General features: G+C 68.6%; 18 protein-coding genes. 5 read left to right on the top strand and 13 right to left on the bottom strand.

Annotation, left to right across the window (positions count from 1 at the left end; all coding sequences use genetic code 11):
* Positions 1-8: 8 nt before the first annotated feature.
* The 4 genes from CMC5_RS21215 to CMC5_RS21200 all read right to left on the bottom strand — a co-directional run bounded on the left by CMC5_RS21215 (position 9) and on the right by CMC5_RS21200 (position 3,696).
* Positions 9-1,250: an argininosuccinate synthase gene (locus CMC5_RS21215; RefSeq protein WP_050432129.1), complete on the bottom strand. Its 1,242-nt coding sequence runs from the start codon at positions 1,248-1,250 to the stop codon at positions 9-11.
* A 28-nt stretch (positions 1,251-1,278) separates the two neighbouring features.
* Complete coding sequence (locus tag CMC5_RS21210) at positions 1,279-2,280, bottom strand: N-acetylornithine carbamoyltransferase (protein ID WP_050432128.1); 1,002 nt, start codon at positions 2,278-2,280, stop codon at positions 1,279-1,281.
* A gap of 152 nt (positions 2,281-2,432) precedes the next feature.
* Positions 2,433-3,290, bottom strand: a complete 858-nt coding sequence (locus tag CMC5_RS44780) for a hypothetical protein (protein WP_050432127.1) — start codon at positions 3,288-3,290, stop codon at positions 2,433-2,435.
* A gap of 121 nt (positions 3,291-3,411) precedes the next feature.
* On the bottom strand, positions 3,412-3,696 hold the full coding sequence (locus CMC5_RS21200) for a hypothetical protein (protein ID WP_050432126.1): 285 nt from the start codon (positions 3,694-3,696) through the stop codon (positions 3,412-3,414).
* A 422-nt stretch (positions 3,697-4,118) separates the two neighbouring features.
* Here CMC5_RS21200 and CMC5_RS21195 point away from each other — a divergent pair, with 422 nt between their 5' ends.
* The 3 genes from CMC5_RS21195 to CMC5_RS21185 all read left to right on the top strand — a co-directional run bounded on the left by CMC5_RS21195 (position 4,119) and on the right by CMC5_RS21185 (position 9,183).
* A complete protein-coding gene (locus CMC5_RS21195; RefSeq protein WP_156338763.1) occupies positions 4,119-6,578 on the top strand; it encodes a hypothetical protein in 2,460 nt (819 codons plus the stop codon).
* A gap of 93 nt (positions 6,579-6,671) precedes the next feature.
* The gene (locus tag CMC5_RS21190) at positions 6,672-7,865 is read left to right on the top strand and encodes a hypothetical protein (RefSeq protein ID WP_218920017.1); all 1,194 of its coding nucleotides are present in this window, start codon (positions 6,672-6,674) and stop codon (positions 7,863-7,865) included.
* A 109-nt stretch (positions 7,866-7,974) separates the two neighbouring features.
* Positions 7,975-9,183 (top strand): HEAT repeat domain-containing protein, encoded by a 1,209-nt coding sequence (locus CMC5_RS21185; RefSeq protein ID WP_050432123.1) that lies wholly within the window; start codon positions 7,975-7,977, stop codon positions 9,181-9,183.
* A 3,974-nt stretch (positions 9,184-13,157) separates the two neighbouring features.
* On the opposite strand, the gene CMC5_RS21180 is transcribed toward CMC5_RS21185, so the two are convergent.
* Positions 13,158-13,361: a hypothetical protein gene (locus CMC5_RS21180; RefSeq protein ID WP_050432122.1), complete on the bottom strand. Its 204-nt coding sequence runs from the start codon at positions 13,359-13,361 to the stop codon at positions 13,158-13,160.
* A 311-nt stretch (positions 13,362-13,672) separates the two neighbouring features.
* Here CMC5_RS21180 and CMC5_RS21175 point away from each other — a divergent pair, with 311 nt between their 5' ends.
* Positions 13,673-14,335, top strand: a complete 663-nt coding sequence (locus CMC5_RS21175) for an HNH endonuclease signature motif containing protein (RefSeq protein ID WP_156338762.1) — start codon at positions 13,673-13,675, stop codon at positions 14,333-14,335.
* A 60-nt stretch (positions 14,336-14,395) separates the two neighbouring features.
* Here CMC5_RS21175 and CMC5_RS21170 read toward each other — a convergent pair whose 3' ends face one another.
* The 8 genes from CMC5_RS21170 to CMC5_RS21135 all read right to left on the bottom strand — a co-directional run bounded on the left by CMC5_RS21170 (position 14,396) and on the right by CMC5_RS21135 (position 25,232).
* Positions 14,396-14,758 carry a hypothetical protein gene (locus CMC5_RS21170; RefSeq protein ID WP_050432120.1) on the bottom strand — a complete coding sequence of 121 codons (363 nt, stop codon included), beginning with the start codon at positions 14,756-14,758 and terminating at the stop codon, positions 14,396-14,398.
* A gap of 195 nt (positions 14,759-14,953) precedes the next feature.
* Positions 14,954-15,319, bottom strand: a complete 366-nt coding sequence (locus tag CMC5_RS21165; RefSeq protein WP_050432119.1) for a hypothetical protein — start codon at positions 15,317-15,319, stop codon at positions 14,954-14,956.
* A gap of 240 nt (positions 15,320-15,559) precedes the next feature.
* Positions 15,560-15,847 carry a hypothetical protein gene (locus CMC5_RS21160; RefSeq protein WP_050432118.1) on the bottom strand — a complete coding sequence of 96 codons (288 nt, stop codon included), beginning with the start codon at positions 15,845-15,847 and terminating at the stop codon, positions 15,560-15,562.
* Between the two features lie 333 nt (positions 15,848-16,180).
* The gene (locus CMC5_RS21155; RefSeq protein ID WP_050432117.1) at positions 16,181-17,497 is read right to left on the bottom strand and encodes a hypothetical protein; all 1,317 of its coding nucleotides are present in this window, start codon (positions 17,495-17,497) and stop codon (positions 16,181-16,183) included.
* A gap of 219 nt (positions 17,498-17,716) precedes the next feature.
* Entirely contained in the window at positions 17,717-19,030 is a 1,314-nt protein-coding gene (locus CMC5_RS21150; RefSeq protein ID WP_050432116.1) for a hypothetical protein, read from the bottom strand.
* A gap of 93 nt (positions 19,031-19,123) precedes the next feature.
* Positions 19,124-20,377: a hypothetical protein gene (locus CMC5_RS21145; RefSeq protein WP_050432115.1), complete on the bottom strand. Its 1,254-nt coding sequence runs from the start codon at positions 20,375-20,377 to the stop codon at positions 19,124-19,126.
* Between the two features lie 65 nt (positions 20,378-20,442).
* Entirely contained in the window at positions 20,443-21,894 is a 1,452-nt protein-coding gene (locus CMC5_RS21140) for a hypothetical protein (RefSeq protein ID WP_050432114.1), read from the bottom strand.
* Positions 21,895-21,908: 14 nt separating this feature from the next.
* Positions 21,909-25,232 carry a hypothetical protein gene (locus CMC5_RS21135; protein ID WP_156338761.1) on the bottom strand — a complete coding sequence of 1,108 codons (3,324 nt, stop codon included), beginning with the start codon at positions 25,230-25,232 and terminating at the stop codon, positions 21,909-21,911.
* Positions 25,233-25,311: 79 nt separating this feature from the next.
* Here CMC5_RS21135 and CMC5_RS21130 point away from each other — a divergent pair, with 79 nt between their 5' ends.
* Positions 25,312-26,319 carry an aspartate-semialdehyde dehydrogenase gene (locus CMC5_RS21130; RefSeq protein ID WP_218920014.1) on the top strand — a complete coding sequence of 336 codons (1,008 nt, stop codon included), beginning with the start codon at positions 25,312-25,314 and terminating at the stop codon, positions 26,317-26,319.
* The last annotated feature ends 66 nt before the right edge of the window (positions 26,320-26,385 follow it).

The following is a 26,385-nucleotide window of genomic DNA, read 5'->3' as shown; positions in this document are numbered from 1 at the left end:
CGGTCCGCTCATTCCTTCGTGGTGACCTTGCCGCCGCGCGCCGGCTTGTTGATCGCCGCCGAGAGCGTCGAGCTCATCCCGTAGAGCTTGATGAAGCCCTCCGCTTCGGCCGCGCCCCAGTCGGCGCTCTGCGCGTAGACGGCGCCCTTGTGCCGCAGGATGTGGTCGCTCGACACCGCCACCGGCAGCACCGATCCGCCCCACGTCTCCAGCGTCACCTCGCCGGACACGAACGCCTGGCTCTCGCGCAGGTACGCCTCCAGATCGGCCTTCAGGGGCTCGAAGAAGAAGCCCTTGTAGACCAGCTCCACCCACTTCTTCGCCACCGTGGGCTTGAACGAGTTCTGGTGCGCCGTCAGCACGGCCTCTTCGAGCGCGCGGTGGGCCACCATCAGCGCGGTGATTCCCGGGCACTCGAACACGATCCGGCCCTTCAGGCCGATCGTGGTGTCGCCCGTGTAGATCCCGCGGCCCACGCCGTAGGCGCCCATGCGCTCGTTCAGCGCCTTCAGGATCGCGGGCCCCGGGGTCGCCTTTCCGTCGAGCGTCACCGCCACGCCGCGCTCGAAGCCGATGGTCACGCGCAGCGCCTCCCTGGGCCATTTCGTCGGGTGTGCGCACAGCGTCCACGTCTCGTCGCCGGGGGCCTGGAATTCGTCGATCTCCGTGCCCGAGGCCGTCACGCCGAGGATGTTCTGGTTGATCGAGTAGCGCGTCGTCTTCCCGCGCACGGCGAAGCCGCGCTCCTCCAGGAACTTCGCCTCGTAGGCGCGCACGGCCGTGTGCTCGTGCTGGATCTCGCGAATCGGCGCCACGATCTCGTAGTCGCCGAGCGAGCGCACCGTCTGGTCGAAGCGCACCTGATCGTTGCCCATCCCGGTGCAGCCGTGCGCGAAGACCTTCGTCCCGAGCCGGTCGGCGAGCCGAAGCGACTGCTCCACGATGATGTAGCGATCGCTCACGAGGAGCGGGTACGTGTCCTGGTAGAGCTGCCCGCCGATCACGAGCGGCACGACGATGTCGTCCCAGATGTTCTGCGCGCCGTCGTAGGTCTCGTGGCGCACGGCCCCCAGCGCGCGGGCCCGCTCCTCGATGTACGCCCGCTCTTCCGCGTCCACGCCGCCGGTGTCGACGAAGAGCGTCGCCACCTCGTAGCCCCGATCCTGCAACCACGGCACGCAGAAGCTCGTGTCGAGCCCCCCGGAGAACGCCAGGACCGCCGTCTTCTTCGCGCCACCTTGCTGGTTCATCGTCGCTCCTCTCCGCACCCAGCGCCCCTCAGCGGCCGCCGAGGAGTGCGCTCATCATCGCCTTCTGCACGTGAATCCGGTTCTCCGCCTCGTCGATGTGGATCGCGCGCGGCGAGTCCAGCACCTCGTCGGTGACCTTCACGTTCCGACGCACTGGCAGGCAGTGCGAGAACAGCCCATCGGGCGTCAGCTCCATCTTCCGCTGGTCGACCATGAAGTGGCGGTGCGCGTCGCGGATGGGCTTCTCGTCGGCCCAGCGCCCGAAGTAGGGCAGCGCTCCCCACGACTTCGCGTACACGATGTCGGCGCCCTGGTAGGCCGCGTCCACGTCGTGCGTCACCGTCAAGCTCCGCCCCTGGGCCTTCGTCAGCGACGCGGCGGCCTCCATGTAGCGCGGATCGAGCGCGTACTCGGGCGTCGGGCAGAGCAGGGTCACGTCGAACCCGAACTTCGCCGCGATGATCAGCGCCGAGTTCGCCACCGCGGTGTTCAGCGGCTTGGGGTGGTAGGTCCACGTCAGGAGGAACTTCTTCCCGTCGGTGCGGCCGAGCCGCTCCTGGAGCGTCAAGAGCAGCGCCAGCTCCTGACAGGGGTGGGTGATCGTCTCCATGTTGATCACCGGCACGGTCGCGTGCGCGGCGAACGCGCGGATCACGCGGTCCTCGCGGTCGTCTTCCCACCGCTGGAACTTCGGGAACGCCCGCACCGCGATCGCGTCGACGTAACGCGACAGCACCCGCGCCACCTCGCGCACGTGCTCCTCGGGGTCGCCGTCCATCACCACGCCGTCCTCGAACTCGATCGGCCAGGCCCCTTTGCCGGGCTCCAGCACGATGGCCTTCATCCCGAGCTGGTGGGCGCCGAGCTCGAAGCTCGTGCGCGTCCGCAGCGAGGGATTGAAGAAGAGGAGGGCGATGGACTTGCCCTCCAGCGGCTTGTCGTGGGGCCCTGCTTTCATGCGGGCCGCCACGTCCAGAAAGCCCTGGAGCTCGTCGCGTGAGTAGTCGAGCGTCGTCAGGAAGTGGCGCATGGCGCCTTGTACACCCCGCCGATGCGGCGCGTCATCGCCTTCCCGCGGAGTTCTGCTGAAATCCGGCGGCCCGTCCCCGTCGCCCGCCGCCCTCCCGACCCGAGCGCACGGCGCCTTCGACCCGGGCACGCCAGCGCGTCTCGTGGGTGGTGTCAGGGCGCCACGTTCACCGACCCGAAGTGCGCTTCTCCAGGGTAGCTCGGCTCCACCTGGTAGATCCCGGCGCCCAGCCCGACCCGGATCGAGCCGAGCGACACGGGGTTCGGCGCGCGGTGCTGGATCACCCAGGCGTGCCCGTCCGGCGAGGTCTCCCAGTAGCTCATCCCCCCTGCCTCGCGCAGCCGCCAGTAAGCGTGCAGCGTCGGGCTGTACGGGATCGACTTGAGTTCCTCGTTCACGTTGCCGATCACCTGCTTGAACACCAGCCGCCCGGCCATCTGCACGATCTCGATGAAGCCCACGTCGTCGCCGGCGGTCGCGTAGATCTGCGTGAAGGCGTGTGTGTTGGCGCTGGTCACCCGATCCACCCGGGCGAACACCGAGCAGCCCGTGAGGTCGTAGACTGCGCTGGACCGCACGCCCCCGTACATGTTGATCGCCTCGCGATCGGGCAGCGTCACCTTCAGTGCGCCGTCGGCGATCGCGATCGATGCGGGCAGCCCGATCCCCGCGACCCAGTCCAGGCTCAGGTTCGGGCCGTCGAAATCGTCCACGAGCGGCACGTGCCCGCCGGGGCAGGTAGGCGATCCACCGCTCCCCCCGCCACCGCCCACACCTGGGCTCCCTCCGCTTCCACCCCCGCCCGTCGCGTGAGGCTCACCACCACCCCCGCCCATCCCCAGGGAGCCGGTCGTCGCGTCGATCGCCTCGCCCCCGCGCGGATCGTAGGCATCCCAGTCGTGCTGACACCCCGTCAGCGCGAGCGCCGCCGCGACCAGCGCGAGCACCACCGCGACCCAGGAGCCCCCCCGCTCCACGCGCCTCTTTGCCGGATCGGCACGGACGTCCATGGCGCGGGCCAGCGTAGTCGCACGACCGTCGCGCCGTCGACGGGGAACGAAGGGCCGAAATGCCCTTCCTCCACGCCGTCCCCGCTCCCCCCTTTGTGCGCTTGCCGCCACACCCACCACGTCATCGCACGATCGGACACTCCAGGAAGCAGTCCGCCTGTTCCGAGCACTCCGTGCGTTCCAGGCAGGCCTCGCACACCTTCGCCTCGTTCCGGAACGACTCGTTCGTGTCGAGCTGCTCTTCGCAGTCCGCGCGGCAGGTCTCCACGTCGAACGAGGTGTCGACGCAATCCCGGTTGGCCTGACAGATCTTCTGACAGTCGACGGCCTGCTCGGCGGTCTCACAGCCAGCCGTCACCAGCGCCATGCCGATCCAGAGGAGCGTCACCCGCATCGCACGTTCCATCCCGACACGCTCTCCTTGCGACGAGCTTCGCCAGGTCTCACCGACCAGGCGCCCCCCGCGCTTCAGCACCGTGTAGAGCGAGTCCAGCTCGCTCCCCCACGAGTTACGATGCCGCGACCCACACCTCCGTCTCCAGCATCCCCTCGGCGAAGGTTTTCCAGCGTTTTCCTCGGGCGCGCGCCACGCCTCCAGCACGCCGACGCCGCGCGTGATGCGCCAGGCTTGCGCATGTTGGGCCGGCCCTGCGCAACCTCTGCACAGGGACGCTCCGTGGCCCGCGATCACCTCGATCGAATCCGTACGCGGATCCGCAAGATCGCTTCAGTGCGCGCGGTTCCTGTCGTTATCCTGCACGGTGATCACGTCTCGGCGTGATCACGTCTCCGACCATCACCCCTTCGCAAGAAGAGAGGGATTCCGTCATGCACCCTCATGGTTCTCCCATCCGGAGGAGGCGCCTGCCTCCGTCGTCGCTCCTGCTCTCCGCGACCTTCTGCGCCGCAGGCATCGTCGCTTGCGGAAGCTCCCCCGATCAGGACCCCAGCAACACACCGCCGACGCCCACCACCCCGACGCCGACGCCCGAACCGCCGCGCCCGGATCGCCCCCCCTTCTTTCCGCTCCCGGAGCCGGAACCGCCGCCCACCGAGCCCCCGACGGAGCCGCCGGGGCACCGCGTCGACGCGCCCATCATGGGCCCTGCCACCGGCGCGCAGGAGATGCCCGCGGTGGCATTCAACGGCGCCACGTATTTCGCCGTGTGGGCCGACTCGCGTCCCGTGAAGGCGTACGGCGCCCGGGTGGATCCGAGCGGCGCCGTCCTCGACGCGAGCGCCTCCCTCCCCTTGCCGCTCGCCACGCGCTTCCTCGACGTCGCCGCGAGTGGCGAGGAGTTCGTCGTCGTCGGCCAGCAAGCCAGGCCCAGCGCCGCCGCGCCTTCGCCAGGCCTCGTCGCCTTGCGCATCGGGCCGAACGGCGACCTGCTCGGGACCTCGGTCATCACCAGCGCGCTCGACACCCAGGACGTCAAGATTGCGGGCAGCCCGTCGGGCTACCTCGTGGTCTGGCAGGAGGTGGGTGACGACGTCTCCGATCCGAGGCCCATCCGCCGCGCCCGCATCGCGCCGGATGGCACCGTCCTCGATCCCATGGGCGTGGTGCTCGACGGCGATACGACCGTGCTCACCGACGTCGCGTTCGACGGCACCAGCTACGTCGTCGCCTGGAGCAGGCGCACGCCTTCCAGCGGGCGCTGGGCCACCCTCGACACCGCGGGCAACCTGATCGACGACGTCCAGCTCCCCGACTACCCGCGCGCGATGGCGTGCCACGACGGCCGCTGCGGGGTGGTCTGGGGTGGCGATCACGATCTCTCGTTCTCGTGGATGAAGCCGGAGGGGACCCCGGTCAGCCCTCAGCCCATCCCGTTCCTCAGCGACTTCACCGACGACGGCCGCCTCGCCGTGGGCTTCGCAGGCGAGAGCGCGATCGTCGCCTGGAGCCGCGGCCGCTCCGAGGGCCTCGTCGATCGGATGGGCATGAACATCATCCCCCTCGATGGTCCCCCCGTCCTCGCGAATGGTTCGGCGTTCCGGCAGCGCGCAGGCGACCCTGCCCTCGCGTGGGATGGGAACCACGCTTTCCTCGCGTGGAGCGACGACCGCCACGGCAAGTACCTCCACCTCGAAGCGTCCATCTTCGCCGCCCGGGTCACGAAGGATGCCGTCGTCCTCGACGCCGAGGACCTCCTCGTCTCCCGCAGCGCCAACGCGCAGACGACGCCCACCCTCACCTTCGACGGGCAGGACTACGTGCTCGCCTGGAGCGACGATCGCAACGCCATCACCAGCGACCACACCGACATCTTCGCGGGCTGGGCGAGCCCTGGCGGCGATCTCGTCGACCTCGAGGCGACGGCGATCGGCGTGGGCGCGTCGACCCAGACCTCACCGCGGGCGAGCTTCGACGGCACGGCGACCACGTTCGCGTGGTGGGACTGCGTGCACAACGTCGACGGGTCGGACTGCTACCTGCAAGGGTCGCGCATCACCGGGTCGAGCCAGCAGCCTCTCCACTTCCCCTACTTCCACTACGTCGAGCCGCGCACGCCCCCCGCGCTCTCCAGCGCCGCGGGCACCACCGTCGTCGCTGCCTTCCGGGACGACACCCAGCTCGTCACCGCCACCGTCGACGCGAACGGCGTTCACGCGCCCGCCGTCACCGAAGACGGCCCGATGAGTACCCGCCTCGCCAGCGCGTTCGACGGCACGAACCACTTCGTCGCGTGGATCCAGGACGTCCGTGACCCGGGCCCCTTGCTGGGCGCCCGCGTCGCCGCCGACGGCACCGTCCTCGATCTGGGCGGCCTCCCCCTCACCCCCGCGGGTACGCAGGCCCGTTCGTTCTCGCTCGCCCATGGCGGCGGCATGTACCTGCTCGCCTGGCACGACACCACGACGCCGGTCTCACGCATCCTCGCCACGCGCATCGGCACCGACGGCGTGGTGCTCGACGCTGCCCCCCTCGTCGTCGCCGAGCATCCAGCTTGTCCGGCCCTCGGCTCGGAGAACCCCTTCTGGGCCGACGGAAGCGTGAACCTCGGCACGGCAGGCGTGGCGTTCGACGGCACCCACTTCGTCCTCGGCTGGAGGACCTGTGGCCCCGTGACCGCAGATCTCCGCGGCGCCCTCGTCAGTGTCGACGGCGTCGTGCGCGCCCGGTTCCAGCTCACCGAGGATGCGCACGCCGACGAGGCCCCCACCCTCGCCAGCACCGTGGCCGGACAGACGCTCTTCACCTACGCGAGCTTCCGCGCCGCACCGCCGCTCGGCACCTGGCGCCTCTTCATGCAGCGCATCGACACCGGCGCCCTCGCCCCGTAGCCCCTCGTCCACACCCCCTGCCCCGCGCGGCGCGGCCCGAGATGACGCGCCCTCCCTTGACGCCCCCCGGCGCTCGGCGTGTCCTTCGCCTTCATGCGCTCGACCTTCACCGCCACACGGTTCTCGTTCCTTGCGGCAGCGGCGCTCTCGTCCGCAGCTTGCGGCGGCGCCCAGCCCGCCACCTCGGGCGATGTGGCGTGCGTCGAGACGCCCGCGGTCCCTCCGTCCGCCGCGACCACGCCCGCAGGGCCAGACGCCAAGGCCACCTCGCCGAACACGAAGGACGGGCCGGTCACCCCTCCCCGGCTCGAAGGGCCTCCTCAGCTCGTCCAGAAGCTCCTCGCGGCGACGACGTGCGAGCTCGACGCTGGGTTCCTCGATCAGGGGTGCCCTTCCCTCGCGGCATGGATGGAGCACGACTTCACGGACGCAGACTTCGTGCGCGCCACGGTCCCCATGCTCCTCACCCTGCTGGATACCGATGACGAGAAGGCCCACCAGGTCGCCGGGGCCACGTTCGCCATCATCTCGTGCGACGAAGCGATCGACGCCGCCGTGGCAGCGCGTCTCATCGCCGCCACCCGGAAGCCCTTTCACTCGCTGGTCCTCTCCGCGCTGGGTGTCTGTCTCGCCGAGGTCCCCGTGGAGCAACACGGCCTCTCCGCCGAGTTCGGCGCCCTCGTCTCGCACCCGAGCGTCTCGCTCCGAGAGGCCATCGTCGGATCGAGGTTCCCCGCCTCGCAGAGCCCCTGGGCGTACGAACAGCGCCTTCGGTTCCTCGGTGACGAGAGCGTGAAGGTGCAACAAGAGGCCCTGCGGACCCTCGGCGTCTGGAAGCCGACACCCGCGCTCTGCGCGCTGCTCCGTGACCACCTCCCGAAGACCGACCACCTCCGCGGCGCCGCACAGGCCGCCGCTGCATCGAGCACGTGCCCGGGCCTCCGCGACGAGGCGGTCACCTCGATGAGCAAGCACCTCGCCGAGGCGAAGCTCTACGGCAACGAGTTCGGCGACGACTTCGCGAATGCGGTCGGATCCATCTGTCGCTCGAAAGACACGCCACCTCCCCTGAAGAAGAAGGCCTTCACGATCGCGAAGACACTGACCGACGAGAAGGTCTCCGGCACCAACGTCCGCCGCACCGCCACCCGCCAGCTCGCCATCTGCGATCCGGTGGCGGCGAAGCCCGTGCTTCAGTCCCTCGCGAAGGACAAGCTCCAGGAGATTCGCGACCAGGCCAGCCAGCAGCTCACCGCCCTCGACAAGCCGACCCCGAAGGCCCCCTGAGCGCTTCGTCGGCGCGCGCGACGACGCTCCGGAGAGGCGACGTCACGGCGGCGTATCACGCGGGGCGCTCTCGATTGACCCGCCCAAGGGCTGCTGATAGCGCCTGTTCATGCACCCTCGGGGATCGCGGCTCGGACTCCTGCTCCTCCTCACCTCGCTGAGCCCTGCCTGTGCGGCGACCACGGATGGCGCCCCCCGATCCCCGGCCTGTGCCTCCGCGGTGGTGGCCAGCACGCCCCCGAAGCCGGAGGCCCCCGGAGCGACGCCTTCGGCCGATGGCAAGGCGGGCACCGGCGCCGCCGTGAGCGCCATCCCGCCGAGCATGATCGACCCGCGCATCGTGGAGCTCGCGCAGAACGCGGAGCTGAGCTGCGTGGACGACGACGACACCGGGCTGCCCACGGACTGCAGCAGCTACTACGCCTGGGACGAGGAGCAGGACCTCTTCGCCAGCGACAAGGCCTTCCCGACCCTGCTCCACCTGCTCGAACACCCGCGGGAGAGGCTCCGGCTGCTGGCGGTCAACAAGCTGAAGATGCTCTCCATCGGCATCACCGAGTTCGACACCCCGACCGGTCGAGCCCTGGTGACGATCATCAAGCGAGAGAGGAACCCCGAGGTCGCCACCGAGCTTGCGTGGCTCCTCTCCAGCATCAACCTGGAGCGCATCGGCATGAGCGGCGAGGTCCGCGCCCTCATCGAGCATCCCGTCGTCGAGTTCCGCAGGGAGGTCGCGCAGACCACGTGGAGCTACGACGACGAGGTGCTCGTCCGCGAGGCCCTGCTGAAGCTCCTCGGCGACGCGGATCCCGCGGTGCAGGAGCACGCGCTGATCTCGCTGTCCTCCTTGCTGCCCACCGTGCCCGTCTGCCAGCTCCTCCGCGCGCACTTGCAGCGGACGGACCATTTCGCTGGCGTCGCGCAGAGCGCTGCGGCGAAGAGCGGCTGTCCGGGCCTCAAGGTCGAGGGCTTCCGGGCCATGCTCCCCCTCCTGGGGCAAGGGCGCGACGCCAGGTTCTATGAACGCGCCCGGGGCAGGTTCGACGACGGGTACGTGGACGACGCGAGGAGCATGTGCGCCGACAGGCGATCGCCTCCTGCGCTGAAACGCCTCGGGTTCGATGTCCTGAAGTCGCTGCTCGCCGCGCCTGCGACGCGGCTCCCGACGCGGGTCACCGCGATCCATCAGCTCGCCGCCTGCGATCCGGACGCGGCAAAGCCGGTGCTCACGAAGCTTGCCAAGGACCCGGAGGCGCGCATCGCTCAGGCCGCACAGAAGCAGCTCGACACCTTCGGGGCGTCACCTCGAAGGCGGTGACGCGCTCCCACAGCGCACAGCGAGGCGACGATCCGCGCGATGCCCTCCAGCGCGCCCCCCGCTCGGGTTCGCCCCTTCTGACCGTCGGAATGGGCACCGGCGCCAGGGTCCAGGCGTCGACGATTTCTTTTTCCGCAGGTCACCGTCGTGAGCGGGTAGGCGCAACGACCGACGACAGGTGGATCACCGCTCGACCTGCCGACGGAGGTCCACCGCTGGCACCCCGTCTCGCCGACGACCTTCGCGCGGCCACGGAGTGCGCCTGGATCGGCTCGCACCCGGGGGGTGGTGGCTGGCCTAGGTCATCCGGTCACGCCCTCGACCCGAGGGGTTACCGGCGCCTCCCGCAGGTGTTCTCCGAAACGAGGTGCCGTCCAGCGACCTGCGGCATCAGGTTGCGAGGGTGACCAGGCGCCGTCCGTCGACCGACGACACCTCGTCGCGCGCGTGACCAGGTCCCGTCGTCCGAGGAGGGCGCCTGTGCCGCGGGATGCCTCACGAGCCCCATGAAATCTGGGCCGACCCGGGGCCTCCCAGGGGCCGCTGGGCGGGACCAGCTCGAGCCGGCGACGGAGGGGCACGTCGGCTGGGCGGAGCCGGGCGTGGCAGGTGAATGGAGGAATGCGCAGGGTGGCGCGCCCCCCCTGGCAATCTGCGGAGCAGCACCACAATGCGGCTCCGCGCTCGTTCGCCAGGTCGCGATGGGGCTCGCCTTCGACCCGATGTGGAGCGAGGGTACGCCACCGACGCTGACCGCTGCGGCAGGGCCACGCACTTGCGCGCGGCTTCGATATGGCGTGGGAAAAAAGATCGTACGGCTGCTCATTGCTTCATCGAGCACCGCTCTGAAGGAAAGATGGCTCTGCGCCGCCCTGGTCGGCTGCGCTCTGGAGCCGTCTTTTACCAATGAAGAAGCATGTCGCACGTAATGCGCTCCGTGCTCGGTCGTCACATGCTCATTTCGACCGAGCACCCTGGATGCATTGCTTGACGACAGCGCTACGGCTGAGCGACCGTACCCCCAAGTCGCTCCGCGAAGGGCGTCACCGCTTCTGCGTCACCGTCCCGCCTCCGTGCGTGAAAGGGATTCGTCCATGCGAACGCTCCCACGAATGCTGTCGTTCGTTCTGCTGCTGGCCGCTGGCCTCCTGGAGGTGCTGTCCTGTACGGGCGACAGCTCCGCGGTGTCCACGATCTCGGCCCCTGCGTCGTGTCTTGGTGAGGCCTGCTCCGGCGACCCGCAGCTCCACTGGAAGGGCCCCGTGTGGCTCTGGTCGGGGCCCGAAGCCGAGGCGCCTCCTTGCCCGCCGTCGGCGCCGCTGCTGGCCTACGAGGGGCACGCTGGCTTGCAGACCCAGGGGAGCTGCGACGCCTGTGAATGCACGCAGCCCGAATGCAAGCTGCCCGCAGGATGGGTCATGAGTTTCGGGGATACGCGCTGCGGAGCCCCCAGCCGCGAGGTGCTGGCACCACCGGACTGGGATGGTTCCTGTTTCTCGTTTCCGCTGATCACGAATCCCAGGAGTGTCTCATTCTGGCCCTCCACACTGACTGAGTGTGAGCCGCTCGCCCCACACCCGAGCAAGGAGGTCACATTCGCGTGGGAGACGCGGGCACGCGCCTGCGGTCCGATCGACGACGAAACTTGCACCTCAGGTGCGAACGGGTGCCCACAACGGCCAGTAGGGTTTCAGCAATGTGTCTACGGCGTGGGGCCGGCCGAAGCGAGAGCCTGTCCCGAGGAGTACCCGGAGGCGCGTCAGTTCAATGAAGGAGTCGAGGATCGGTCTGCGTGCAGCCCATGCGAATGTCTGCCGCCGGAGACGAGCCGATGCCACGCCTTCACCACCTTGAGCATGGACCACATATGCAAAAAAAACATCACGGGAACGACGGTCGACATCGATCGTGGCAATTGTGTCGAGGCCTTCATCACGGAGCGTTATGGTAGTGTATCCGGCAGATTCCAGAAACACAATGAGCCAGGGGCATGCACTCACCGAGGCGGAGAGCTGACAGGAGAGGGTGTCCCAACATTGCCAACGACCTTTTGTTGCCAGAGGTCGTGATGACGGATGCGTCACTCTCTCTGGATGATCCAGGTTCAAACACAATGCTTTCGAACGCCGAGACATGCGCCGTCCGAAGGCGAGTATTGATTCTCATTGGAATTGTGACAGTCGTGACTTCATGCACGACTGGACGGATAGACATCTACACCTGCCCTGATCCTTGTATCGAATGCGCTGAGCCCTGTGCATGCACAGAGGGTGATTGTGTCCCACCGGCTCCGATCGGCTGGGAGGGGCCCATTCTTCTCTGGCACGGTCCCCCCGACGAGGCACCATCTTGCCCATCCCACGCTCCAGCTCCCATTTATGAGGGCCATGCAGGTCTCAGCAGCGAGGGCACCTGTAGCACGTGCACCTGCACGCCTCCCGTATGTCAGTTTCCTTTGGGATTTGGCGTGAGCCAGATCGATTCGAGCTGTGGAGGACCCTTACTGCACACCGAGCTTCCTCTGGGTTGGGATGGGTCATGCCTGAACGTGGATCGTATTCATTCTACCCTGTCGGTAGTCCCCGAACGAGCGATACTCGGTGGTTGCCTACCGGTGGAAACGAGTGTTCACCGAGCTACGTTCGGGTGGTCGACAAAGGCGATGGCTTGCAAGTCCCTGGAGCCCCCGGAAGCCTGCTCGGACCGGACCCGTATCTGCGGCCCTAAGCTCGCGGCATCGCTCACGGGGTTCGAGGTGTGCCTGTTCCAAATGAGTGAAGGGAAGGAGTGCCCCGCCGGTTATGGTCAGCGGCGCGTTTTCTACGGGGGCGTTACCGATGACTCCACGTGCATTCCTTGTAGCTGTGCACCTGCAGAAGGATCGCGTTGCAAAACGGTGCTTGGCGTCCATCGAGAGCAGGATTGCTCCGGAAACGATCAGGACGTGTATGCCTCGCTAGAATCAACATCATGCCGAGAAATCGTTGCAATGCATCCTGAGATCAACAGCGTGACGGGGGCCTTCCTGGAGGATCAACCAGGGAGTTGCACGCCTTTGGGAGGGCAGCTGGTGAACACGGGGAAGCTGCTGGACCCAGTGACGTTCTGCTGTCGATAGCGCGCTCCTGTATCAGGACACCACCAGCAAAACTCTAGTATTTGCAGGTGCTCACGAACATGAGTGGATGACGGCCATCCGGCGCGATCTGCACCTAACCCAACGCAAATCCGCCCTCTTGCTGACGGGCGGACCAGCGTCCTCCTACATCAGATACGACACTTCCATCGGACATGAGAACCGACACCGGCAGGCTCTTGCGAAAGTCTGTAACCAGGGTGTATTCAGGGTAGTTCTTGATGAGTCGCATACTCGGTTTACTCGCCACCATCACATCCGGCGTCTCTGCATGCGGTGGCAGTTCCCCCGCCACATCTCCCACATCTACAACCTCAGTTTTTTTCTTCGCGGCACCACCCAGCCCCAATGCTCCGATCCCCGCACCGTGGCATGCAGAGCTGACGAAGCCATGCGGCGCCAGCTCTCCTGCATCATCGGCGGCGCTTGCTCCAACCGGTGACGTCGATGGCGATGGCCGCGACGACTATCTCGAGACAGTTTGCACAAACGACCGTTCTCGCCACGACTCGTGCGTCATGCGTCTGTGTCTCGATCTCGGCTCAGGCGAGAGGCGAATGGCAGCTGCGTGGACAGCTCGGATACCGCAGATGTTGACCCCCATCAGCCACGCACCGCCCAGAGACTTCGAAGCATTCGAGGTCGTAGCCATGACAGGTGGCGAGTGCATCATCGGACGGCGATTCCAATGGGGCGTAGGAGACGAGGGATATCTGGGAACGAATGAGCGCCGGTGCGCGTGCCGAGTTCCAATACGCGTTGCGCTCCCCACCGGATGTGCCCTGGTCACCCCATGAATACCTATTCACTATTTCCGATTGCCGCAGTCAGCCTTCCTCTACTGTTCGGATGCAGCCCCCGAGTGGACCGACGACTGGGACACGTCGAACAGAGGCAAGCAGATCTCGATCGACGCCTCGCCGTCGACGAGCGACGAGCAGCCTACCTTCGTGCCGAGGTGATTCAGCTCCAGTATCAGCTCGAAGCGCAGCGTCGGTGCATCGCATGGGAGGAATGTAGAGCGCAGAATGCTCGAATCCATGCGGAAGTCATGGCGGAACTCTCCCAGTGCAATCAGGATGTGGCGAACTGGCATGCTTGCGACGCGAAGCGTACCCAGAACACGGCGAGCGGCGCGGGATTGGGCTGTCTCTTTGGATGGGGAATCGCCGCTGCTACGGGCGGCGCAGCAGCGCCTGCGGTGCTGGCAGGCTGTGGCGCAGGGGCTGTCGCAGGAAACACTGGAAGCAGAGGGCCATGTGTCAAGGCGTCCGCTCCTCGGCCTTGCTGGGAACAAGAAGCCTCATTCAAAGGCAGGGTGCTCGCTCGTCACAGACTTACCACCGCACCTCAATGCTCCCCGATGCCAAACGAATGCGCCTCACTCAACTTTTCTTCGCGATAGGCCTTTTCGCCTGTGCGTGCGGCGGAAGTACGCACGACGGGCTCACCGCCATCGAACAATCTCTCAGCAGCAGCGAAAGGTCTGCCTCGCGAACGGACGAGACCTACAGCCTCACGGAGGGCGACTTGGTCCTCATGCAGCACATGGCGGTAGACCTCCTGGAGCGCGGCGACCGGATCGCGCTGGATCTGGCAGCTGCCCAAGATGCGTACCACCGAGCAGCAGCAGCCTACGGAGCGGCGAGCGGGGCCTTCGAGGAATCAGCACGAAACTACCGAATTGCGGCAGATCGATACCGAGAAGTAACAGCCATCATCATCGTCGCAGCGGGTTCGGATCTATTTCTCCGTGGGGTCTGTGGCCGTGCCATGAGTACAAGCAAATACAGAAAGACGCTGCAAAAGGAGGGGGTCGACCTGAAGGGGAAGGACATCGATCACATCATCCCAAGGTCCCGTGGTGGGCTGGATATGCCGTGGAATTACAACCCTCTCGATGCAAGCATCAATCGAAGTCTCAAGGCCAATGGGATGTGGTGGAAGCTGACCAATTTTCCTCTCACGACACTCAACGCTTTGGCCAAGCATGCGACGCAACTCTTGCTTTGCTGAAGTAGTTTCAGCTTCCATCACTTCTTGACATTCGCGTCCGGCACGTTGCATTGAATGAGTTCAAGAGAACGGTCCCCTGTCACCAAAAATCGCGCTATCAAACTGAGCTTTGCAAAGCGCAAAGGTCGTTCGAACCTCATCGATTTCGCCAATCAAACGGGTCACTGTGTCATCTACACAAGTTGCGGCTGCGGTCGTTTGGAGTATTTGATAGACCTGTTGCATCACCTGGTCTGCACGGCTGAAGAGCGTCACCAGTTCCTCGGCGATCGCGAGTCGCTCACCATGAGGCAATGATGCTGCTTGCAGGCATGCCGTAAGCAGCGCCTCGATGCGGACCTCCAGGAGCGGCATTGTAGTTTCGGCGTCCTCGAGAACGAGATCGTTCTCATCGAGGATGCGCGGCAGGGTGCCTTCATCCATGGTTTGTGAGGACCAACCGGGGAGCTGCACGCCGCAAGGGGGGCAGCTGGTGAACACGGGGAAGCTGCTGGATCCGGTCACGTTCTGCTGTCGTTCGTGACCCGGCCGCAGGGGGGCGCTCGGCACGATGAACCGCGAATCTGCGACGATCGCGATCCGGCGCGGTTCCTTTGCGGTGATGGCGCCGTGGACGGCCTATGCCTGCGGCGTGTCATCCCCGAAGATGGCTCGGGTGCTCTCGAACCGCTCTTTGTAGCGCGTGAAGGTGGCGCGCACCTCGTCGATCTCTCCGACGAGCCGGATCACCGTCGCGTCGACGCCCGTCTGCGCCGCGGTGGCCATGAGGACGTCGTGGACCTGCTGCATGGTCCGGTCGGCCCGCGCGAACAGCACGCTCAGCTCCTCGGCCATGGTGAGTCGCTCGGCCAGGGAAGGAGAACTCGCAACGTAGGCTTCGAGCAGGGTCTCGATGCGCGCCTGCAAGAGCGGCATCGTCTCCTCGGCCTCGTGGAGCTTCAGGTCGTCGTCGCTGAATCCCTGGGCCTGGGTGGTTCGAGACATGGCTCGCAGTGTAGACGAGCTTCCGGGCGTCGTGACCAGCCCGACGGGCGCGCAGAGAGCGCGCTGGGGGTCGCTGAGGGCTGACAGGGGCCTCTGGGCCGATGAGGGCCGCTGGGGGCCGCTGGGGCCAGTGAGTACCCGCGCGCAGGCGGGCTCGTCACCAGACCCTTGACCGCCACCATGACCCCCACAGGTCCGCCGAGGCGTCGCGCGGGCAGACGGAGCACGTCTCCCGTCGGGTCACTTCAAGATCGGGCAGCTCCCGAAGCACGCGACCTGTTCGGCGCAGGCTTTGCCGTCGAGACAGGCTTCACAGACGCGGACGTCGGAGGCGTAGTCCTTGTCGTTGTCGGACTTGGTCTCGCAGTCGTTGCGACAGTTTTCGACGTCGTAGTCGCTGTCGACGCAGTCCTGGTAGTTGGCGCAGACCTGCTGGCAGTTGACCAGCTCCTCGGCGTCTTCGCAGCCGGCGGCCGTGAACAGAGCGGTGATCGAAAGGAAAGCGAGTCCAGCTATCGTGCGGCGCATGGTCGTGGTTCTCCTTCAAAAAGATTGCTGACTGATGCGCTGGCCCCAGGGCGGAGCGCCCTGAGCCGCAGTCGCCTGCAAGCACTGGTTACGATGCCGAGGCTCACGCCTCCGTCTCAGCCGAGCACGGGGGCGTCGTCGCAATTGGGCCGCGAAAACCAGGACTCATGCGAGGGGTGGACGCGGGTTGCCGGGCGCTGCCGATGGCGATGCAGGAAAACCCGCACGGCGATCCCGGAGTGGCTGGAGGAGCGCGAAAACGCGGCGTGAGTTCGGCGCCAGGATGCCTGGATCAGCCCGGGGACGCCTGGATCAGCGCTGGGGGCGTCTGGCTCAGTGTCGGGAGCGCCACCACGCGATGTGCCGGGGGTAGCGATCGTCGACGATGCGCTCGTTGGCGCGGGCCTTCCGCTCTTGCCACGCGGCGGCGGCCTTCTGGGCTTCGGCGTCCTCCAGGAGGAGGGCGTCGAGCGCGCTGGCGAGGGCGGCGTCCTGGCCTTCCAGGGAGGCTTCGAGGGCCACCCGGAGGCGAGGGGCCGCAGCGGAGCGCGCGATCGTGGCGATGCGGGGGCGATCGACGCTGGCGCTGGCGGTCAAGGCGACCGCCGCACCGATGCGCGCGAGGGGGGTCATCGAGGGGTTCTCCAGCACGCGCCAGAGGCGATCGAGGGGGATGGGGGCGTGGCGCATGCCCCCCAGCGAGCCCGCGCCGAGGGTGCGGAGCGACTGGATCCAGGCGCTGGCGTCGCGGCCCTGGGGCACGAGCTGCTCGGTCAGGGCTTGCTCGTCGCCGTGATCGGAGGCGGCGTGGGTCACCATGCCTTCGAGGATGCGGCGTTCGACCATCTCCACGGTGTAGCCCTTCCTGCCACGCTCCCCCTCGACGGGGAGGCGGAGATGCTCGCCATGCAGGGTCATCAGGTCCAGGCCGCGCTCCGTCCACTTGATGTGGCTCGACTCGTACCGGGTGATCTTCACGAGGTCGCGGAACTGGACGTACTTGCGCATCCCCAGGGTGTCGATGACGAGCCCGTCGGTCCCCACGTGCAGGTGGGTGCGGAGGAGGGAGCGCGCGATGGTGATGGCGGCGAAGACGAGGATGCAGGTCATCGGGCTCGCGCCGATGGCCATGCCGCCGACGAGCACGGTGATGGCGAGGCCTGCCATCATGATCGAGCCCATGGGGTGGGCGAGGATCTGGAGGGGGAGCGACAGGACGGCCACGGATTGAGAGGCGTGCTGTCCGAGGGCCTGCATGAGCTGCTGCCCTTGCTGGTCGTCGCGGACGCGGAGGTCGATGGAGGGCTCGAGGCCACGACGCACGATGCGCACGAGGGGTGGCTGGTCGGGGCGCGGGACGAGGAGGGCGTGGTGGATCGAGGCGCGATCGACGAGGCGCCGGCCGTCGAAGTCGATGCCTTCGGGGTGGACGATCAGGCGGCCGTCGCGCTCCCACGGCGGGGTGTTCCGCAGGATCAAGCCGATCTGCACGAGGCAGAGGGCGAAGAGGACGCGCAGGAGCTTTCCCCGCTGGTAGGAGGTGACGACGCCGATCAGGCCAAGCACGAGGGGTACGTCGGAGAGGACGATCCGCCAGGGGTTCCATCGTACGAGGGCGGTGCCGGAGAACTCGATGTGCTCGGTCCTCATACGATGGCGAGCCTATCACCCTCGATGTCCGCATGGAGGCACTGGCAGGCCTGTTCGCAGCAGGTTCTCGTCCGTCCGTGGGCTGCAGCGTCTCTCCTGGCCAGAGAGCGTCGCCTCCGTCGGACAGGGGTGTCGCCCTGCCCTGACAGCGCTGTCGCCTTTGTCAGACAGGGGCCCGGTCGCAGGCGCCCACGCGAGGGGCGACGGGGAAACCGAGGGTCAGCGTGAGGCTCCGTCGAAGAAGCGACGACGCGGACGCTTGGCGGCCTTCTCTTCCTCCAGGGCCAGGGCTTCCATCGCGGCCTCGATCTCCGCTTCACGCGCGCCGGCGCTCGCCTCGATCGCCACGCGCAGACGAGGCTGCGCGATGGCGCGCGCGCTGTTCGCGAGCCGCTCGTGATCGACGCTGGGGGACGCGGAGAGGGCGACGGCGGCGCCAGCGCGCACGGTGGGCGGGCTGGAGGGGTTCTCCAGCATGCGCCACAGGTGGTCGGCAGGGATCGGTGCGTTCCGGTGGCCAGCGCTCGCGCCACTGCCCAGGCGGCGGAGGGCGTCGAGCCAGTCGTCGAGCTGCCGTCCGGCGGGGGCGAGGTGCTCGGCCATCCGCTCGGCGTCGACGGTCCGGTAAGCGTCGTGCGCGCGCCAGGCCTCCTCGATGCGCGCTCGCAGGCCGGTCACGGAGACCTCGGAGCCCCAGTGGGAGAGTTCGACGCGCAGGCGAAGGATCTCACCCGTCTTGAGGGACAGGACCACGCCCACCTCATGCCCCCGCTTCATGAAGCCACTTTCCGCACGGACGTCATACGTGTGGCAGCCGACGAGATCGTGGAATGGAACGAAGCGGCTGATGCCGAACGAGCGAATCACCAGGCCATCGGGGGCGATGGTCAGGTGCGTGCGCAGGCGCTGGAGGAGGAGCACGGCGGCGAGGGGGCCCACGGTGAAGACCTCGGGGTGCGCCAGGATGTTGCTGACGAGGAAGGTGCTGAGAAAGACCATCATCAACATCACGCCGACGACGACGACACCGTCGAAGGGCGGGACGAGATGACGCAGGGGCAACACGATGCGGCTGATGGCGCGCGAGGTGCCGAGCTCGAGGCCCTGGAGGAGGCTGTTCGCGTCGGCCTCGTTGGCGACGAGAAGCTCCAGTCGTTTTCGCGCTCGGCCGTGCTCCAGCCGGACCATGGCACGCCCATCGCGGCGGGGCAGGATCAGGGAGGAGCGGATGTCGTTGCGGGCGACGAGGAGCTGGCCATCGAGGTGCACGCCTCGGGTGTCGGCGCGCAAGGTGCCGGGTTGCTCTGCGAGTGGAAGGTAGGGGCGTGCGATGAGTGCGGCCTCGATTCCCAAGAGAAGGAAGAGCGCCACCTTCGTCATGCCGAGGAAGAACAGCGCGGGCGTGAGGGCGGCGAAGAGGGCGATGGACGCCCAGGAAAAGGCGGCATGCCACCCCGGCGTGCGGCGCACGCTCGCGTGGGTGGTGATGAAGGGGCCGGCCTCGACGGCCTGGTGCGGTTCGCTCGCGGTCATCCTGGACGCGCCGAGGGTGCCGTCTGGGTGCCGTCGTCGCTGGGCTGCACGAGTTCGGAGCGCACGGCGGAGCCGTTCTTCATGTCGAAGACCCTACCACGGTGGTCGAGCCGCACGCGGGCGGGCACGCCCCCGGGCGTCTTCGTCGGTGGCGAGCGCATCGAGCGCGGCTTCCAGGTCGCTCTCGCGTGCGTCGGCAGCCGCCTCGATCGCGGAGCGGAGCCTGGGCTCGGCGACGGAGCGGGCCGCGATGCGGAGCCTGGAGCGCTCCACGCCCTCCACAGCGGACAGCGCGACCGTCGCAGCGGCGCGCAGGGTCGCCGGCCGTGAGGGCGTCTCCAGCACCTGCCAGAGGAGATCCTGCGGCACCGCCGGTTCACGCAAGCCGGCGCTCGCGCCACTCCCCAGGGCGCGCAGCGACGTCAGCCAGGTCTGCGTGCTCTTCCCGGTGGGCGCGAGCCGATCGAGGAGCCCTCGCAGGTCGTCCGAGCTGGCGCGCGCGCGGTGCGCCTCCATCGCGTCCAGGATGCGGCGCTCCACGATCTCCACGGTGTAGCTCGACCACAAGAGGTTGCCCTCGATGGGGATGCGCACCTTCTCGCCAGAGGTCAGCAGCAGGTCGAGGCCACGCTCGGGGTTCTTCTGGAGCATCGATTCATAGGAGCTGATGGCGGCGAGGTCGCCGATGGGGATCAGGCGGCGGATCCCGAGGGACGTGAGAAGGAGGCCATCCAGACCCACGTGCAAGGTGGTGTGGATGGCGGCCTGCACCACCAGCGCGACCAGGATCACGAAGAGGGTCGTCGGCATGCCCAGGTAACGGGGTGGTTCGAGCCAGAACACAGCCAGCACGAACGCGACCCAGAAGAAGATGCCGCGGGGATGAGCGAGGTGCCGGAAAGGGAGCCGCATCACGGCCACGCTCTGGGATGCGTGGTGCCCGAGGGCCTCGATCAACCGGGTTCCCTCCGCCTCGCTGGGGAGCTGGAGCTCCACGACAGGACGAAAGCCGCGCCGGTAGAGGCGCACGTGAGGTGGGCCCTCCGGGCGCGGGTTCATCAGGGCGATCTGGATCTCGGTGAGTTCGACGAGGCGTTCGTCCTCGAAGCGGAGCCATCGCGCGTCGACGGTCGCCGTCCCCGTGATCTCGCTCCGCGGGAGGCGCAGGGAGAGCGCGAAGAGCGCGCCCAGGATCATGCTCGCAAAAAGGGGGTTGGCCTGACGGGTCAGGAGGCCCAGGGCGAGGCAGAGGAGAGCGGTCGCGAAGAGCAGCACCGACGTGGTGAGCAGGAGAGGGCTGCGACGTCGTCGGACGGCGTTGGTGAAGACCGCAGGCTCAGGCCTCATGAGAGGGCGAGACTACCACCAGCCGGACAGGGGACCGGCTTCGCTGCGACCGCGGGGCGCAGCCATCATGATTCGTCGTCTTCCGGAGACGGAGAGGCGCGCCGCCGGGCGCTCGTACGCCTTCGCCGCCGGGGTTCCGGAGCGGCGTGCTCCTGGGCGAGGCGGGCCTGTGTCGCTGCGGTGAGCGCTGCCTCATCGGTCGCGAGCGCCTCCAGCACGGCGCCCAGCTCCGCGTCGCGCCCTCCGGAAGCTGCCTCGATCGCCACGCGCAACCTCGGCTCGACCACGGCACGTGCAGCCTCGCCGAACCGCACGGGGTCCGCGCTCTCGCTGACCGACAAGGCGACGGCAGCCCCGGCACGCGCCGCGGGAGGAGCGGTGGGGCTCTCCAGCATTCGCCACAGGACGTCCGCGGGCACGGCCGCTTGCCTGGGGCCGGCACTCGCGCCGCTGCCCAGGGCGCGGAGGGAATCGAGCCAGGCCGGGAGATCCCGCCCGCGCGGCGCAAGGACCTCGGTGAGGTGAGCCTCGTCGAGGTCTCTGGAGGCGTCATGGGCTGCCCACGCCGTCCGGATGCGCCGCTCCACGGCGTCGACGGAGGTGAACGGATACCAGTAGGACGCCTCCACGAGGAGTCGGATCGACTCACCCGAGGTGAGGGTGAGGAGAAGTCCGCGCTCGGGTCTCTTGTGAAGGGCAGAGCTCACCGTCGGCGGATTGGCGTCGACCATGCGCAGCGCTCCGAGGTCGCGGTACGGCACGAAGCGCCGGTGCCAGAGGGTCCGGATCAGCAGGCCGTCCGGTCCGATCTGCAAGTGCGTGCGCAGCAGGGATCGCAGCTGGAGGGGGACGAGCAGGATCGCCAGGAAGACGGTGAAGCTCCCCGTGACGTGCGTGCCGACGAGCGAGAGGCCTCCGAAGAGGAGCGCCGTGAACGCGAGCCAGGCGAGGCCGCCGACGGGGTAGGCCTGGTAGCGCATGGGCAGCTCGATGTGAGCGACGGCGCGAGGCGCGTCCATCCCGAGGGACTCGATGAGGCGCTCGCCTTCGGCTTCGTCGGCAACGCGGATCTCCAGCGGCGGCTTCTTTGCGTGGCGTGCGATCCTCACCAGCGGGGCTTCGCCAGGTCGAGGGATGAGCAGCGCGTGCTGGATCTCGGCGTGGGCGACGAGGAGGTCTCCTGCGAAGCGGACGCCGTCGGGGTCCACACGGACCGTCCCTTGGTTCTCTGGAGCCGGGAGATGCCGCGCCAGAAGCGCAAGCTGGGCCAGGAGGATGCCGTAGATGGCCAGCGAGCCACGGTCGAGGGTGATGACGGTGAACACCCACAGGGTCCCCAGGCCCAGCGGCAGGGTGGACCAGAAGAGACGCCCGCGAGAAGGCTGCAGCAGGGCGGTGCCTTTGCTCTCGAAGGGCGCCAGCGCCCTGGCACCCGAGCGTACCTCGTCGTCACGCAGCAGGGTGCCGGTGGTCGTCTCTCGGCGAGGCGGCGACGGCGGGAGTTCATGCCGGGCCATGGCCCGCCGCCCCGTCAGCGCACGACCATCGGCCCGCTCGCTTCGCAGCGGAAGCCCCAGCGTTTGCCGGTGAGCCGCTCCGTCGCGGCGAGGGGGATGCGCAGATCGGCAGGCGCGGCGCTCGGCGTGGAGGGGCTGGCCTTCGCGGTCGGCGTGCCTCCCTTCGCGTCCCGCGCATAGGCCGCCTGGAGCTTCAGCGAGACGGCGTCCACGCAGGCGGTGCCGGGGTCGAGGCGGAGGCGGAGCTCGGTCCCCTCGATGGCGCCGTGGGAGCCCCCCAGTTCGACGATGGGGCCAGCTTCGAGGCCGGCGTCGAGCACCCAGCCGTCCTGGCCGGGGGCGCAGGCGCGCACCTGCATGTCGGAGAGGTCCTTGCGGCCGAGGGCAATCGCCTCGCCGAGGGTCCCGCTCGTGGGGTCGACCGGGAGCACGACCCACGTGCCCGTGCGCGTCCCCGGCTCGGGCGCAGTCGCCACCATCAGGCCGACGGCGCTGCCCGAGGCGCGCCGCACGAGGCGCGGCGGCTCGGAGGAGTAGCTGGAGCGCGCGGGTCGGTCGTAGGTGCCGAAGAGACGCGCGGCGCCCAGGTCGGCCCGCCAGAGGGCGAGGGCGTCCTGGCCAGGCGAGGGGGTGAGGAAGAACCAGGTCTCTCCCGCGCGCACGGCGCTGTGGGGGAGCGGTCGCAGGAAGCCGCCCGTGCGCCCGGCGCCGTCGCGGAGCTGGAGGATCGGCTGACCGTCGACCACGGCGAAGAGATCACAGCCGGCACCACGGCAGACCTGGACCATCGCGGCGCGCCCGCCAGGATCCAGGAAGCCCCCCCAGGTGGTCACGCCGTACGCGGAGCCACCCATGCCCTCCGCGGCTGCAGTCTCGTCCGGCCAGGGAGATGTGCTCACGGCGCTCGATCGCACGCCGCCCGCCGGGTCGAAGCGGTCGTCGAACCGGACCATCCAGCGCCCTGCGCGTCCCCAGTCCGCGCCCTTCTTGCCCCACACGTAGGCGCGCAAGGAGACGATGTCGAACGGCGCGCCGTTGTCGAAGCCGATCTCGTCGGCGCTCAGCGGCGGCGCCAGCGTGTTCCGGAAGGGGGACCAAGCGGTCGGGGTCAGCTCGCCGGGGCGCGCGGGGACGATTGGTCGGAAGGAAGGACGAGGGTGCGGGGGGCGTTGGCCCCGCCCACCCGAAGGCGGCGTCGGAGCAGGCTTCTCGGGGAGCGGCGGCGTCGAGGCGCCGACCGGCGTACACGACAGCGACAGCGAGGGCGAGGTGCGGAGGGGCGTGTAGAGGGTCGGCGGGGTCTTCGCGGGCTCCAGATCGTCAGGGTGCGCAGGGGGGCCCCAGCCGACCCGCATCCACCCCTTGAACACGCAGCCGGCGGGACCGCAGGCGCGCGTGGGGGAGGCACCAGGAGTGTGCGCGCGCTCGGGGACTTCGAGGGTCTGCCAGGTCATCCCGCCGTCGGTGGACTCGGCGGCGACGTCCCCTTCGCCGAGCGACACCGCGAAGCGTCCGGCCAGGATCGCACCGGTGGGATCGTGCCGCGGCTCTCCGGCCTTGACCCGACCGTCGGCCACGGTGATCTCCACCCCCACGATCGGCCCTCCAGCCTCGATCCAGCCGCCGATCACGCCGGGCTCTCGCTCCTCGAAGCCCTCCAGCCACATCCCACGCCGCAGCTCGCGCACGGCGCCGCGCGGCTTCGCGGGCAGCGCCAGCGGCCGGGTGACGGCCTCGTTGCCCTCGAGGAGGGTGATCTGGCCAGCAATGCCGGTGCGCGGCGGGACCAGGACCACCACCCGGCCATCCGCTAGCGCGACCACCCGCTCGACGCCGATGTCCTGGCTGGCGGCCTTGACCCGGATCTCGCGGCTCTTCAGGCCCCCGTCGTCGTCGGGCACGAGCACGCAGTACGTCCGCATGCCGGGCTGCGGCGCCTCGTCACCACACGGGCCGCGCACGACGAGGGAGCCGTTGCCGCTGGACGCGACGAACCGGGGTCGCTGGAAGCGGTGGAGCTCGCGCATGGCGAGGGGCGCCCGGAATTCGTAGATGATGGTCGCGCCGTCCCGCTCACCGCAGATGAATCCGAAACTTTCCTCGTGGAAGGCCTCGCCTGAGCCCTGCGGCGAGCCGGCGCTCCCCTTCGCCACGGCGGTCCCGTCGGGGTTCGAGGAGGCCTTCGCGCTTCGCTCCTTCGTCGCGCTCGTGGCGCTCTTCGTGTTGCCGAGGCGCACCGCGTGGCAGGAGGCCTGGCGCTCGCGGTAGGCGTCCTGCGCGAGCGCGAGCACCGCGCCGTCGGCAAGGGATACGCGGGCCAGCACGCCACCACGGGCGACGACGGCCGTCCCGTCGCCGTCGGGCCAGCCATCCTCGATGGCAGCGCGCAGCGGCCGTCGCCCCAGCGGGCTCGGGGGTCGCGTGGGCAGCTCGTCCTCGTCCTGCGGCTCACCCGACTTCGCGTGCGTCCGGAGGGTGACGTTGCCGCGCGCGTCGATGACGTAGTAGCCGTCGCGGATCATCAGCGCCGGGTCGCCGCCGATGATCCCGAGGCTGCTCGGGCGCTGCTCGACGCGGACCGGGCGCCAGGTCGTGCCGGCGTCGAACGTGGCGAGCAGGCCTTGCAGGTCGGCCTCCACGACGGCACGCCAGCCGTCGGCGAACACGATCTGCCCGTAGGCGCCCGAGAGCGGGAGCGGACCCAGGGGCAGGGCTTCGCCGCTCTGTACATCCACCGCGAGCAGGCGGTTGTTCTGGGAGAGGCGCACGTAGAGGCGATCGAAGCCCGGGATCACGTCGCTCGCCTCGGAGGAGAGCTGGGCCACGGGCTCGAGCTTTCCGAGCCAGCTGCTGGAGCGCCAGATCTGCGTGCCGCCGCGGCTGGCCGCGTGAAACAGGAAACCGCCGCCGAGGCGGGAGGGCAGACGCTGCGAGGTGACCTGGCCGTGGGGGAGCAGCTCCGCAGCGCGCTCCAGCGAGCCGTCCTCGTGCGCGATGATCCGCATGCGATCGACGAGCGTGCGTCGGTGCCCGTCTTCGAGGGCGACCACGCCGCCTTGGCCGACGAGATCCGGCAGGAGCTTCGAGGGGGTGACGAAGCTGCGGCGCTTCTCCCGGGCGACCTCCTTCGCTGCAGCGCCCGTGTCCGCGGTCACGTTCGATCCTTGCGAGCGCGCGGCGACGCTGGCCGCACCGGGCGATCCCGAACCGCTGCGCTGCGCAGCGTCGGCGGAAGGGGTGGGCGGCGCACCGCCACAGCGCACCGAGAGCGCCGCCAGCACCACCAGGACCCCTGCGCTACCCCGTCTCCGTCGGATCGACTCCGTCCGCTCGATCATGCCTGCGACCATGCTACTCCGCCCGCACGCCTGGCGCTGCCCCAGACTTGCCCGGATGCCTGCCCGGCGATAGAAGCCCATGATGTCCTGCGTCGTAGCAGTTGTGGGGGCGACCGGCGTGGTCGGTCGGGAGATGTTGCGAACCCTGGAGGCGCGGAGGTTCCCGGCGAGCCGGGTGCTGGCGCTCGCTTCACCGCGATCGGCAGGCCGGCGCCTGCCCTTTGCCGGTGGAGAGATCGAGGTGCAGACGGCGTCGCCCGAGGCCTTCGCCGGCGTGAGCTATGCGCTGTTCAGCGCGGGCGCGACCACGGCGCGTGAGCTCGGGCCTGCCGCGGCAGCGCATGGCGCGGTGGTGATCGACAACTCCAGCGCATGGCGGATGGATCCCGACGTGCCGCTGGTGGTCCCCGAGGTGAACATGCACGCGGCGGCGAAGCGCCCGCGAGGGATCATCGCCAACCCGAACTGCAGCACCATCCAGATGCTGGTGGCGCTGAAGCCGCTGCACGATGCCGCACGCATCCGGCACATCGTGGTGTCGACCTACCAGGCGGCGAGCGGGAAGGGGCACGCAGCGATGGAAGAGCTGCTCGCCCAGAACCACGCCCTGGCGAACGGCAGCCCGCCCCCCGCCGCGATCCTTCCGGGCCAGCTCGCGCTCAACGTGCTCATGGACTGGAAGGCGAGCCCTGGCTCCGATTACTCGGAGGAGGAGCTGAAGATGGTGAACGAGACGCGCAAGATCCTCAGTGACGACGGCATCGCCGTGTCGCCGACGACGGTGCGCGTGCCGGTGGTGACGGGCCACAGCGAGGCGATCCACGTGCAGTTCCACCGGCCGATGGACGCGGTCGAGGCGCGGCGGTTGCTCGCATCCGCCCCCGGGGTGAAGCTGTTCGACGAGCCGTACGCGCCTGGGCGCCACCCGCAGCCGATCCACGCGGTGGGCAGCGATGACGTGTTCGTGGGCCGTGTGCGCGACGACCTCGGCGTCCCTGGCGCGATCAACCTGTTCGTCGTCGCCGACAACCTGCGCAAAGGCGCCGCGTTGAACGCGGTACAGATCGCCGAAGGCCTCATGGGCTGAAGCCTCCAGCCGGTCGTCCCCCACGAAGCCGAGCCAGCCTCATCGGCAGCCCTCCCCGCCTCCAGC

This window comes from Chondromyces crocatus (assembly GCF_001189295.1).
Lineage (GTDB): Bacteria > Myxococcota_A > Polyangia > Polyangiales > Polyangiaceae > Chondromyces > Chondromyces crocatus.
This window is presented reverse-complemented; position numbering and strand designations above follow the sequence as displayed.

Excerpts from the sequence above, each read along its gene's own strand:
- CMC5_RS21170 (WP_050432120.1), bottom strand. The coding sequence starts at position 14,758 with ATGGATGAAGGCACCCTGCCGCGCATCCTCGATGAGAACGATCTCGTT.
- CMC5_RS21190 (WP_218920017.1), top strand. The coding sequence starts at position 6,672 with ATGCGCTCGACCTTCACCGCCACACGGTTCTCGTTCCTTGCGGCAGCG.
- CMC5_RS21135 (WP_156338761.1), bottom strand. The coding sequence starts at position 25,232 with ATGATCGAGCGGACGGAGTCGATCCGACGGAGACGGGGTAGCGCAGGG.
- CMC5_RS21155 (WP_050432117.1), bottom strand. The coding sequence starts at position 17,497 with ATGAGGACCGAGCACATCGAGTTCTCCGGCACCGCCCTCGTACGATGG.
- CMC5_RS21195 (WP_156338763.1), top strand. The coding sequence starts at position 4,119 with ATGCACCCTCATGGTTCTCCCATCCGGAGGAGGCGCCTGCCTCCGTCG.
- CMC5_RS21180 (WP_050432122.1), bottom strand. The coding sequence starts at position 13,361 with ATGGATTCGAGCATTCTGCGCTCTACATTCCTCCCATGCGATGCACCG.
- CMC5_RS21185 (WP_050432123.1), top strand. The coding sequence starts at position 7,975 with ATGCACCCTCGGGGATCGCGGCTCGGACTCCTGCTCCTCCTCACCTCG.
- CMC5_RS21200 (WP_050432126.1), bottom strand. The coding sequence starts at position 3,696 with ATGGAACGTGCGATGCGGGTGACGCTCCTCTGGATCGGCATGGCGCTG.
- CMC5_RS21160 (WP_050432118.1), bottom strand. The coding sequence starts at position 15,847 with ATGCGCCGCACGATAGCTGGACTCGCTTTCCTTTCGATCACCGCTCTG.
- CMC5_RS21215 (WP_050432129.1), bottom strand. The coding sequence starts at position 1,250 with ATGAACCAGCAAGGTGGCGCGAAGAAGACGGCGGTCCTGGCGTTCTCC.
- CMC5_RS21140 (WP_050432114.1), bottom strand. The coding sequence starts at position 21,894 with ATGGCCCGGCATGAACTCCCGCCGTCGCCGCCTCGCCGAGAGACGACC.
- CMC5_RS21130 (WP_218920014.1), top strand. The coding sequence starts at position 25,312 with ATGATGTCCTGCGTCGTAGCAGTTGTGGGGGCGACCGGCGTGGTCGGT.
- CMC5_RS21150 (WP_050432116.1), bottom strand. The coding sequence starts at position 19,030 with ATGACCGCGAGCGAACCGCACCAGGCCGTCGAGGCCGGCCCCTTCATC.
- CMC5_RS21175 (WP_156338762.1), top strand. The coding sequence starts at position 13,673 with ATGCTCCCCGATGCCAAACGAATGCGCCTCACTCAACTTTTCTTCGCG.
- CMC5_RS44780 (WP_050432127.1), bottom strand. The coding sequence starts at position 3,290 with ATGGACGTCCGTGCCGATCCGGCAAAGAGGCGCGTGGAGCGGGGGGGC.
- CMC5_RS21165 (WP_050432119.1), bottom strand. The coding sequence starts at position 15,319 with ATGTCTCGAACCACCCAGGCCCAGGGATTCAGCGACGACGACCTGAAG.
- CMC5_RS21210 (WP_050432128.1), bottom strand. The coding sequence starts at position 2,280 with ATGCGCCACTTCCTGACGACGCTCGACTACTCACGCGACGAGCTCCAG.
- CMC5_RS21145 (WP_050432115.1), bottom strand. The coding sequence starts at position 20,377 with ATGAGGCCTGAGCCTGCGGTCTTCACCAACGCCGTCCGACGACGTCGC.